10 protein-coding genes and 2 pseudogenes are annotated in these 10,813 nt (G+C 71.0%); 11 read left to right on the plus strand and 1 reads right to left on the minus strand.

All coding sequences use genetic code 11. The features are described from left to right. Positions 1-30 precede the first annotated feature (30 nt). The 5 genes and pseudogenes from dop (at position 31) to prcA (ending at position 3,808) form a co-directional block, all read left to right on the plus strand. The gene (gene dop, locus VIU94_RS19945) at positions 31-1,542 is read left to right on the plus strand and encodes a depupylase/deamidase Dop (RefSeq protein WP_331913202.1); all 1,512 of its coding nucleotides are present in this window, start codon (positions 31-33) and stop codon (positions 1,540-1,542) included. Between the two features lie 146 nt (positions 1,543-1,688). Next, the gene (locus VIU94_RS19950) at positions 1,689-1,901 is read left to right on the plus strand and encodes a ubiquitin-like protein Pup (protein WP_331913192.1); all 213 of its coding nucleotides are present in this window, start codon (positions 1,689-1,691) and stop codon (positions 1,899-1,901) included. A gap of 136 nt (positions 1,902-2,037) precedes the next feature. Next, positions 2,038-2,217: pseudogene (locus tag VIU94_RS19955) on the plus strand (endonuclease domain-containing protein); the annotation flags it as partial. Beyond that, complete coding sequence (gene prcB / locus VIU94_RS19960; protein ID WP_331913194.1) at positions 2,169-3,008, plus strand: proteasome subunit beta; 840 nt, start codon at positions 2,169-2,171, stop codon at positions 3,006-3,008. The pseudogene VIU94_RS19955 and the gene prcB, both read left to right, overlap by 49 nt. A 35-nt stretch (positions 3,009-3,043) precedes the next feature. Next, positions 3,044-3,808, plus strand: a complete 765-nt coding sequence (gene prcA / locus VIU94_RS19965) for a proteasome subunit alpha (RefSeq protein WP_331913195.1) — start codon at positions 3,044-3,046, stop codon at positions 3,806-3,808. 119 nt (positions 3,809-3,927) lie between these two features. Here prcA and VIU94_RS19970 read toward each other — a convergent pair whose 3' ends face one another. Continuing rightward, positions 3,928-4,947 carry a LacI family DNA-binding transcriptional regulator gene (locus VIU94_RS19970; protein WP_331913196.1) on the minus strand — a complete coding sequence of 340 codons (1,020 nt, stop codon included), beginning with the start codon at positions 4,945-4,947 and terminating at the stop codon, positions 3,928-3,930. Positions 4,948-5,074: 127 nt separating this feature from the next. Here VIU94_RS19970 and VIU94_RS19975 point away from each other — a divergent pair, with 127 nt between their 5' ends. The 6 genes and pseudogenes from VIU94_RS19975 to VIU94_RS20000 form a co-directional block, all read left to right on the plus strand. Beyond that, positions 5,075-6,373, plus strand: a complete 1,299-nt coding sequence (locus VIU94_RS19975) for an MFS transporter (RefSeq protein WP_331913197.1) — start codon at positions 5,075-5,077, stop codon at positions 6,371-6,373. A 9-nt stretch (positions 6,374-6,382) separates the two neighbouring features. Continuing rightward, on the plus strand, positions 6,383-7,744 hold the full coding sequence (pafA, locus tag VIU94_RS19980) for a Pup--protein ligase (RefSeq protein WP_331913198.1): 1,362 nt from the start codon (positions 6,383-6,385) through the stop codon (positions 7,742-7,744). A gap of 130 nt (positions 7,745-7,874) precedes the next feature. Further along, positions 7,875-8,822, plus strand: a complete 948-nt coding sequence (locus VIU94_RS19985) for an FKBP-type peptidyl-prolyl cis-trans isomerase (RefSeq protein ID WP_331913199.1) — start codon at positions 7,875-7,877, stop codon at positions 8,820-8,822. A 43-nt stretch (positions 8,823-8,865) separates the two neighbouring features. Continuing rightward, the gene (locus tag VIU94_RS19990; RefSeq protein WP_331913200.1) at positions 8,866-9,246 is read left to right on the plus strand and encodes an FKBP-type peptidyl-prolyl cis-trans isomerase; all 381 of its coding nucleotides are present in this window, start codon (positions 8,866-8,868) and stop codon (positions 9,244-9,246) included. 130 nt (positions 9,247-9,376) lie between these two features. Beyond that, a complete protein-coding gene (locus VIU94_RS19995) occupies positions 9,377-10,333 on the plus strand; it encodes a helix-turn-helix transcriptional regulator (RefSeq protein ID WP_331913201.1) in 957 nt (318 codons plus the stop codon). A 10-nt stretch (positions 10,334-10,343) separates the two neighbouring features. After that, positions 10,344-10,813, plus strand: a pseudogene (locus VIU94_RS20000) (WYL domain-containing protein); the annotation flags it as partial.

Genomic DNA, 10,813 nt, shown 5'->3' on the forward strand with positions numbered 1-10,813 from the left:
AAGGGAACGCCGCCGGGCAAGGAGGGCCGCATGACCGTACGGCGAGTAATGGGCATCGAGACGGAGTACGGCATCTCCGTGCCCGGCCACCCCAACGCCAATGCCATGCTCACCTCGTCCCAGATCGTCAACGCCTACGCGGCGGCGATGCACCGGGCGCGACGCGCCCGCTGGGACTTCGAGGAGGAGAACCCGCTGCGAGACGCGCGAGGCTTCGACCTCGCCCGCGAGACCGCCGACTCCAGTCAGCTGACCGACGAGGACATCGGCCTCGCCAACGTCATCCTCACCAACGGGGCACGGCTCTACGTCGACCACGCGCACCCCGAGTACAGCTCGCCGGAGATCACCAACCCGCGGGACGCGGTCCTGTGGGACAAGGCCGGCGAACGCATCATGGCGGAGGCCGCCGAACGCGCGGCCCAGCTGCCCGGCGCCCAGCCGATCCACCTCTACAAGAACAACACCGACAACAAGGGCGCCTCGTACGGCACGCACGAGAACTACCTGATGAAGCGGGAGACCCCGTTCTCGGACATCGTGCGCCACCTGACGCCCTTCTTCGTCTCCCGCCAGGTCGTCACCGGCGCCGGCCGCGTCGGCATCGGCCAGGACGGGCGCGAGAACGGCTTCCAGATCAGCCAGCGCGCGGACTACTTCGAGGTCGAGGTCGGCCTGGAGACCACCCTGAAGCGGCCCATCATCAACACTCGGGACGAGCCGCACGCCGACGCCGAGAAGTACCGCCGACTGCACGTGATCATCGGCGACGCGAACCTCTCGGAGATCTCCACCTACCTCAAGCTCGGCACGACCGCCCTGGTGCTGTCGATGATCGAGGACTCGTTCATCAACGTCGACCTGGCGGTGGACCAGCCCGTCCGCACCCTCCACCAGGTCTCCCACGACCCCGGCCTGCAGCACCTGATCACGCTCCGCAGCGGCCGGACACTCACCGCGGTCCAGCTCCAGATGGAGTACTTCGAACTGGCCAGGAAGTACACCGAGGAGCGCTACGGGGCCGACGCCGACGAGCAGACCAAGGACATCCTGGTCCGCTGGGAGGACACGCTCAACCGGCTGGAGAACGACCCGATGAGCCTGGCCGGCGAGCTGGACTGGATCGCCAAGCGAGAGCTCATGGAGGGCTACCGGCGGCGCGACAACCTCGACTGGGACGCCGCCCGGCTGCACCTGGTCGACCTCCAGTACGCCGACGTGCGCCCCGAGAAGGGCCTGTACAACCGTCTGGTGGCCCGGGGGCGCATGAAGCGGCTCCTGTCCGAGGACGCGGTGGAACGGGCCGAGGCGAAGCCTCCGGAGGACACCAGGGCGTACTTCCGCGGCCGCTGCCTGGAGCAGTACGCGGACGACGTCGCCGCGGCCTCCTGGGACTCGGTGATCTTCGACCTGCCGGGCCGTGACTCGCTGCAGCGCGTGCCGACCCTTGAACCCCTGCGGGGTACCCGGAACCACGTCAAGGAGCTCCTGGACCGCTGCCGGACGGCCGAGGAACTGGTCCGCGTACTGTCCGGCGGCTGAGGCACGGCTGAAAGGTCCCGAGTAAGGGAATCATGGAAGTGGCCCCCGGACGTTGCACCAACCGCGGGGCCGATGTCGGACCCGGCTTGTAGGGTCTGATCTTGAGAGTCTCAACCGAGCGGGCCGATTCGAGCGGGGTGAGGGAAATGGCGACCAAGGACACCGGCGGCGGACAGCAGAAGGCGCAGCGTTCCACCGAGGAGGTCGAGGAGACCACCACGGAGGCGAGCTCCGACCTCAAGGAACGCCAGGAGAAGCTGAGCGACGACGTCGACTCGGTTCTCGACGAGATCGACGACGTGCTCGAGGAGAACGCGGAGGACTTCGTGCGGTCCTTCGTGCAAAAGGGCGGTCAGTAGCCCCGCCCTGCCTTCGAATCGAAGACGCAGGGCGGGAGTGAGCGGCGGAAGCGACTAGGCGAGGCGCTGCGCGCGGCACGGCGGTACGCGCCGGGCGCGCGGCGCCCGCGGCTTCCGCCCAACCGTGTCCGGACTTCATGTGGATCACCGTCACAAGGCGGGTAGGGTCCCAGGCGTACTGTGCTTCAACTGCAATTCGGCCATCGGCAAGTTGGGAGACCATCCCGACACCCTCGTCGGGCCATCTCATCACCTGGAGGGACACGCGTGGAAGCCAACACTCGTAGCACCGGGCGTCTACCAGCTGCCTTCCTGACGCCGGGCTCGTCCTCGTTCCTGGACTTCCTGTCCGACCACTCGCCGGAGATGCTGCCGGGCAACCGGAAGCTGCCGGAGGGGATCGTCGAGGCGCCGCACGGCACGACCATCGTCGCCGCCACCTTCCCCGGCGGCGTGGTGCTCGCCGGTGACCGGCGGGCGACCATGGGCAACATGATCGCGCAGCGCGACATCGAGAAGGTCTTCCCGGCCGACGAGTACTCGGCCGTGGGCATCGCCGGCACCGCCGGCCTCGCGGTGGAGATGGTCAAGCTCTTCCAGCTGGAGCTGGAGCACTTCGAGAAGGTCGAAGGCGCCCAGCTCTCCCTGGAGGGCAAGGCCAACCGGCTCTCCACGATGATCCGCGGCAACCTCGCCATGGCCATGCAGGGCCTGGCCGTGGTGCCGCTCTTCGCGGGCTACGACCTGGACCGCGAGCGCGGCCGGATCTTCTCCTACGACGTCACCGGCGGCCGCTCCGAGGAGCACGGGTACGCGGCCACCGGCTCCGGCTCCCTGTTCGCCCGGGGCTCCATGAAGAAGCTCTACCGCGACGACCTGACGGAGCAGCAGGCGACCACGCTGGTCGTCCAGGCGCTGTACGACGCGGCGGACGACGACTCGGCGACCGGTGGCCCGGACGTGGCCCGGAGGATCTACCCGATCGTCACCGTCATCACCGAGGGCGGCTTCCGGCGGGTCACCGACGCCGAGTCCTCGGAGATCGCGCGCTCGATCCTGGAGCGCCGCCTCGAGCAGCCCGACGGCCCGCGCGCCGCCCTGCTCTGACTCACTCGTCACTGACAGAAAGGGACGGATAGCCGGTGTCGACGCCGTTCTATGTCTCTCCTCAGCAGGCCATGGCCGACCGGGCGGAGTACGCCCGCAAGGGCATCGCCCGCGGCCGCAGCCTGGTCGTCCTCCAGTACACCGACGGCATCGTCTTCGTCGGCGAGAACCCGTCGCGCGCCCTGCACAAGTTCAGCGAGATCTACGACCGGATCGGCTTCGCCGCCGCCGGCAAGTACAACGAGTACGAGAACCTCCGGATCGGCGGTGTGCGCTACGCCGACCTGCGGGGCTACACCTACGACCGCGACGACGTGACCGCGCGCGGCCTGGCCAACGTCTACGCGCAGACGCTGGGCACGATCTTCTCCAGCGCGGGCGAGAAGCCGTACGAGGTGGAGCTGGTCGTCGCCGAGGTGGGCGAGGCCCCCGAGGGCGACCAGATCTACCGGCTGCCGCACGACGGCTCGATCGTGGACGAGCACGGCTCGGTCGCGGTCGGCGGCAACGCGGAGCAGATCAGCAGCTTCCTGGACCAGCGTCATCGGGACGGGATGTCGCTCGCGGAGGCGCTGAAGCTGGCCGTGCAGGCGCTGTCCCGGGACACCAACGGCAGCGAGCGGGAGATCCCCGCGGAGCGGCTGGAGGTGGCGGTCCTCGACCGCACGCGCCCGCAGCAGCGCAAGTTCAAGCGGATCGTCGGTCGCCAGCTGTCGCGGCTGCTGGAGGCGGACGACGCCGCGGTGACGAAGACGGACGACCCGTCGGACGACATCCCGGAGGGCGACTCCGAGGAGTAGCCCCGGGCATCGCGTACGCGACGGGCCCCGCCCCTCCGCTCCGGCGGTGGGGCGGGGCCCGTCGGCGTCTGCACGCCCTCGTTCGGGGCCCGTCGGCGTCCGCACGCCCTGCCGCGGGCTCAGGAGGCCGGGGGAGGGCCTGAGGAGCCGCGGTGGACCAGCGTGACGGGAATGTCCCCGGGCTCGGGCCGCTCGCCCGCGAGGACGGCGAGGAGGGCGGCCATGCCGCGCTCGCCGATTCGCTCGGCCGGCAGCCGGACCGTGGTCAGTTCGGGCTCCACAGCCGTGGCGAGGGCGAGGTCGTCGAAGCCGGTGACCGAGACGTCCTCGGGGATCCGCAGGCCCAGCCGCCGTACCGCCTTGCACGCGCCGGCGGCCAGGACGTCGTCGTCGCAGACGATCGCCGTGGGCCGGGGTCCGGGGCCGGTGAGGGCCTGCTCGGAGGCGGCGCGCGCCCCGGCGACGTCGAGCGGGGCGTGCACGGTGCGCACCTCGACGCCGCGCAGCGCGTCGGCGAGGGCGGCGGCGCGCACGTCGAAGGTCCAGGAGGGCACGGCGGACGCCAGGTGGACGAACCGGCGGTGGCCCAGGCCGAGCAGATGGTCCGTCACCTGCCGCATGCCGTCGGCGATGTCGAGGTTGACCTGGGCGGCGGGGCCGGTGTCGGCGGGGTCGCTGTCCAGCATGACCAGCGGCAGGTCGGTGCCGCGGAAGGCGGTCAGCGCGTCCGCGGCCATGGAGGAGGCGATCACCCCGTCCAGCGCGGCGCGGGCGGAGGCGAAGGGGTCCCGGGCCGGGCCGACGCCCTCGGGGGAGGGGTACAGCACCACGCCGAAGCCGTGTCGGGCGGCGACGGTCGCGGCGCCGGTGTAGACCCGGGCGAAGAACTCGTTGCTGAGCGCAGGGACGACGAGCAGGGCGGTCCTGGTGTGCCCGAGGCGCAGATTGCGGGCCGCGAGGTTGGGCCGGTAGCCGAGGTCGCGGGCGGCGTCGCGCACCAGCCCCGCGGTGCGCTCGGAGACCCTGCCCCGCCACTTGTCGCCGAGCACCAGGGAGACGGTGGCCTGCGAGACCCCGGCGGCCCGTGCGACGTCGCGGCTGGTCGGCCGGGTCCCGCCGGGGGATTCCGAGGTCTGCACTCACTGCCTCCGCGTGGCCGGGTCCCGGGGTGCGGGGTGGACCCGCGTACGGAGGACATGGTACGTATGACGCTCGACGTTATACGTAAAACCTCGGGGGGATCGCCCGGGAATCAGGAGGCAGCACATGGCCACCGAGGACGCCCGGAGCGGCGGCTATCTCGACATCCTCCGGGCGCCCCATGCCTTCCGGCTGCTCGCCGGCACCCTCCTCGGGCGGCTGCCCAACGGCACCGGGCCGGTCGCGATCGTGCTCTTCGCCCGCGCGGAGGGCGGCGGCTACAGCCTCGCCGGAGGGCTCGCGGCCGCGTACGGCCTGGCCAACGCCGTCGGCCAGCCCCTCCTCGGCCGCCTGGTCGACCTCAAGGGGCAGCCCCGGGTCCAGCTCCCGGCCGCGATCGTCTCCGCCCTGGGCATGGTCCTGCTCGCCGCCGTGGGCATCACACCGCTCCCCGTGGCCTACGCGGCGGTCGTCGTGGCCGGACTGTTCACGCCACCGCTGGAGGGCGGGCTGCGCGCGCTGTGGCCCAGCGTGCTGGGCAGCGAGGACCGGGTGCACCGGGCGTACGCCCTGGACGCGGTCGCCCAGGAAGTGATGTTCACCGTCGGCCCGCTCCTGGTGACCCTGCTGGTGGCGCTGCACTCCCCGGCCGCCGCGCTGCTCGTGATCAATGCGCTCGGCGTCCTCGGCGCGCTCTCCGTGATCGTGTCCAAGCCGTCCCGCGCCTGGCGCTCCGCGCCGCGCGAGGCCCACTGGCTGGGCGCGCTCCGCTCGCCCGGGCTGCTGGCCCTGCTCGGCTCCTTCCTGTTCGTCGGCATCGCGCTGGGCTCCATCACGGTCGCCGGGGTCGCCTACGCCGACGACCACGGCGACCCCTCGGTGTACGGCTGGCTGATGGCCGCGCTCGGCCTCGGCGCGCTGATCGGCGGCGTGCTCTACGGCGCCCGGCAGTGGGCCGGCGCCCCCGAGCGGCGGCTGCGCGTCATCATCGGCCTGCTCGCGCTCGGGTACCTGCCGCTGATCCTCACCCCCGGCGTCGTCGCGATGACGGTCCTGTCCGGCGTCGCGGGCGTCTTCCTGGCCCCGGCCCTCGCCTGCGGGTTCATCGTCGTGGACCGCCACGCGCCGCGCGGCACGGTCACCGAGGCGTTCTCCTGGCTGGTCACCACCTTCGGCGTGGGCGCGGCCCTGGGCACCGCCGTCGCCGGGCCCGCGGTCGAACTGTCCGGGACGGCCGCGAGCTTCGCCGTGGCCGCCGCCGGCGGCCTCGCCGCCCTCCTGGTCCTTGCGGCCACCAGCCGGGTGCTCGCGGCCCCGGGGCGTTCGGTGCGACACGCCGGACACGCCGACAACTCCGCGTACTCATCGGAAAATGATCGGAACGCGGCAGTCGAACCCGGTTTCAGCTCAGGCCATCAGGCGTAATGTTCAGTCATGGACCGCCGCATTTTCGGGCTGGAGAACGAGTACGGCGTCACGTGCACGTTCAGGGGACAGCGCCGACTGTCTCCTGACGAAGTGGCGCGCTACCTCTTCCGCCGTGTCGTGTCATGGGGCCGCAGCAGCAATGTGTTCCTGCGGAACGGCGCCCGCCTGTACCTGGACGTGGGTTCGCATCCGGAATACGCAACGCCGGAATGCGACAACGTGACCGAACTGGTCACCCACGACAAGGCCGGCGAGCGCATTCTCGAGGGCCTGCTCGTCGACGCAGAACGCCGCCTGCACGAGGAGGGAATCGCGGGCGACGTCTATCTCTTCAAGAACAACACCGATTCGGCGGGAAACTCCTACGGCTGCCACGAGAACTATCTCGTCGCACGGCACGGCGAGTTCTCCCGGCTCGCGGACATCCTCATTCCGTTCCTGGTCACCCGTCAGCTCATCTGCGGCGCCGGCAAGGTGCTGCAGACGCCGCGCGGGGCCGTGTACTGCGTCTCCCAGCGCGCCGAGCACATCTGGGAGGGCGTCAGCTCCGCGACCACCCGGTCGCGGCCCATCATCAACACCCGTGACGAACCGCACGCCGACGCGGAGCGCTACCGCCGGCTCCATGTCATCGTCGGCGACTCGAACATGTCCGAGACGACGATGCTCCTGAAGGTCGGCGCCACCGACCTGGTGCTGCGCATGATCGAGGCCGGCACCGTGATGCGCGACCTGACCCTGGAGAACCCGATCCGGGCCATCCGCGAGGTCAGCCACGACATCACCGGGCAGCGCAAGGTGCGCCTGGCCAGCGGGCGCGAGGCCTCCGCCCTGGAGGTCCAGCGCGAGTACTACGAGAAGGCCGCCGACTTCGTCGACCGCCGGGGCATCCGCACCGGCACGGTCGCGCAGGTCCTGGAGCTGTGGGGCCGCACGCTCGACGCGATCGACGCCGAGGACCTCGACCGGATCGGCACCGAGATCGACTGGGTCATGAAGTACAAGCTCATCGAGCGGTACCGGGCCAAGAACAACATGACCATGTCGCACCCGCGGGTCGCCCAGATAGACCTCGCGTACCACGACATCCACCGCCGGCGCGGGCTGTACTACCTGCTGGAGCGCAAGGGGCAGGCGGCCCGGATCTGCAACGACCTGAAGATCTTCGAGGGCAAGTCGGTGCCCCCGCAGACCACTCGGGCCCGGCTGCGCGGCGACTTCATCCGCCGCGCCCAGGAGCAGCGCCGGGACTTCACGGTGGACTGGGTCCACCTGAAGCTGAACGACCAGGCACAGCGCACGGTGCTGTGCAAGGACCCGTTCCGCTCCGTCGACGATCGGGTGGAAAAGCTGATCGCCGGAATGTAGGACCGCGCTTGGGCGCGACGGTCCGGGCCCCGTACGTTTTCGTACGGGGCCCTCGGCACACCCCCGGGCACACAGGGGCACCCCCTAGAGTGTCGGGCAACTACTGTGCCGTCTGAGATCTGAGGAACACGTGCGCCGACTTGCCGGCCTACTCGTCGTCCCGCTGCTGCTGCTCTCGACAGCGGCGTGCGGCAGCGACGACAAGGGCTCCGATTCCGCCTCGATGAAGAACGGGCTGCCCGCCATCACCGCGGGCGAGAAGTTCGGGGAGAAGCCGACTCTCGCCAAGGGCGAGGGCACCCCGCCCAAGGAACTCAAGGTCAACGTGATCAGCGAGGGCGACGGCCCGGTCACGAAGAAGGGCGACGCGATCCAGGTCAACTACCTGGGCCAGGCGTGGGACTCGGACAAGCCCTTCGACAACAGCTTCGACCGGGGGCAGCCGTTCGACCTGACGCTCGGCGCCGGCCAGGTCATCCAGGGCTGGGACCAGGGCCTGGAGGGCCAGAAGGTCGGCAGCCGCGTCGAGCTCGGCATCCCGCCGGAGCTCGGCTACGGCGAGAAGGGCTCGCCGCCGAGCATCAAGCCGAACGCCACCCTCGTCTTCGTCGTCGACATCCTGAAGGCCACGACGATCCCGAAGTCCGCCACGGGCACCGTGGTCGCGCAGGACGACAAGGACCTGCCGAAGGTCGGCACGAACACCGACGGCAAGGCCCCCTCGGTCGTCGTCCCCAAGGCCGACCCGCCGACCAAGCTCGTCTCGAACTACGTGATCGAGGGCAAGGGCGACACCGTGAAGGCCACCGACACGGTGGTCGTGAACTACGTGGCGCTGACCTGGGCGCCGCCGCCCGGGAAGAAGTTCGACTCCACGTACGACATGGGCAAGACCGCCAACTTCCCGCTCCCGCAGCTGACCCTCAAGGGCCTGAAGGACGGCATCGTCGGCAAGAAGGTCGGCAGCCGCGTCCTGATCGTCGCGCCGCCCGCCCTGGCCTTCGGCGCCGAGGAGAAGCAGGGCATCCCGAAGAACTCGACGCTCGTCTTCGCCTTGGACATCCTCGCGAAGATGTAAGACTGTCCCGGTTGCCCAGTTCATCAGTTTGAGGAGCAGTTCAGTGAGCATCGAGAAGCCCGAGGTCGACTTCCCGGGCGGCGAGCCGCCGAAGGATCTGGAGATCAAGGACATCTGGGAGGGCGACGGCGAGGTCGCCGCCGCCGGCGACGCCGTACAGGTCCACTACGTCGGTGTCTCCTTCTCCACCGGCGAGGAGTTCGACGCCTCCTGGAACCGCGGCAGCGCGCTCGAGTTCCTGCTCGGCGCCGGCCAGGTCATCCAGGGCTGGGACCAGGGCGTCCAGGGCATGAAGGTCGGCGGCCGCCGCCAGCTGATCATCCCCGCGAACCTCGCCTACGGTGACCGCGGCGCCGGCGGCAAGATCGCCCCCGGCGAGACGCTGATCTTCGTCTGCGACCTCGTCGGCGTGAAGAAGCGCTGACCCGATCGCAACCGGTCTCCCGAGGGCCCCCGCCTCCACGGCGGGGGCCCTCGGCTTTTGTCCGGACACCCCGGGGCGGTACGGTCGGACGTCCGAGAAGTCAATCCGGCAGAAGAGGTGCAGGGCGTCGATGGCCATTGCCAAGGCCGAGCGGCTGATGAATCTTGCGCTGTGTCTGCTGGGCACCCGTCGCCCGCTGAGCAAGCGGGAGCTGCGCGGCTCCATCGAGGCCTACATGGAAGCCGGCACGGACGACTCCTTCAACCGGATGTTCGAGCGGGACAAGGACGATCTGCGCGAGCTCGGCCTGGTCATCGAGACCGTCGAGAACCTGGAGGGCGAGACCGGCTACCTGGCCCGCCGCGACTCCAACCGCCTCCCGCCCATCACCCTCGACGCCGCGGAGGCCGCCGCCCTGGGCCTGGCCGCCAAGGTGTGGCAGCAGGCGCGCCTCGCCGGCGCCGCCAGCGGCGCGCTCCAGAAGCTCCGCGCCGCGGGCATGCCGGAGGCGGAGGACGCGTACGAGACGCAGCACAGCGCCCTCGAACCGCGCATCCCCGTCCACGAGGCCGCCTTCGAGCCCCTGATGCTGGCCTGCCGCGACCGGCGCCCCGTCACCTTCGACTACCGCAAGGCCACCGCCGCCCGCCCCGAGCCCCGCCAGGTCGAGCCCTGGACCCTGGAGTGCTGGCGCGGCCACTGGTACCTGGCGGGCTGGGACCGCGACCGCGCCGCCGAGCGCGTGTTCAGGCTGTCCCGGATCACGGGCAGGGTCCGCTCCCGCGCCGGCGCCTTCACCGTGCCCGTGCCGGACGCGGTCACCGTGCGCGAGACCGTCGAGAGCTGGGCCGGCGAGACCGCCACCCGCTCCGCCAAGATCCGGCTGCGGACCGGCAGCGGCTACCCGCTGCGCGCCCGCGCCACCTCGGCGCGCGAGGCCGGCGAGGGCTGGGACGAGCTGGAGATCCCGTACGGGCACGGCCTGGACGCCTGGCTCGTCGAGTTCGGGCCCGACGTGGTCGTGCTGGAGCCCGCCGACCTGCGGGCGGACGTCATGGACCGGCTGCGCGCCGTGGCCAAGGGCTGAGGGGGAGAGCATGGCTGCCAACGCCATTGACCAGACCCGGCGGATGCTCTCGCTGGTGACCTATCTGCGCGAGCGCCCCGGCGCGCACGTCGCCGACGTCGCCCGCGCCTTCGGCATCACCGAGGACGAGCTGATCTCCGACCTGGACGTGCTGCCCATGTGCGGCACCAGCTTCCGGGGCGGCGACCTGCTCGACATCGACACCGACGGCGACCGGATCTGGTGGCGCAACCCGGGCGCGCTCGGCGCGGAGGCCGCGGAGCCGCTGCGGCTCGCCGCCGACGAGGCGACCGCGCTGCTGGTCGCCGCGCGGGCCGTCGCCACCCTGCCCGGGCTGCGCGAGGGCGACCGCGAGGCGCTGCTGCGGGCCACCGCGAAGCTGGAGGCCGCGGCCGGCGAGCAGGCCGGGGCCAGCTCCCGGCTCTCGGTGACCTTCGAGTCCGAGGGCGGCGTCTTCGCCGAGGTCGACCGGGCCATCTC

The organism is Streptomyces sp. (assembly GCF_036566765.1).
Lineage (GTDB): Bacteria > Actinomycetota > Actinomycetes > Streptomycetales > Streptomycetaceae > Streptomyces.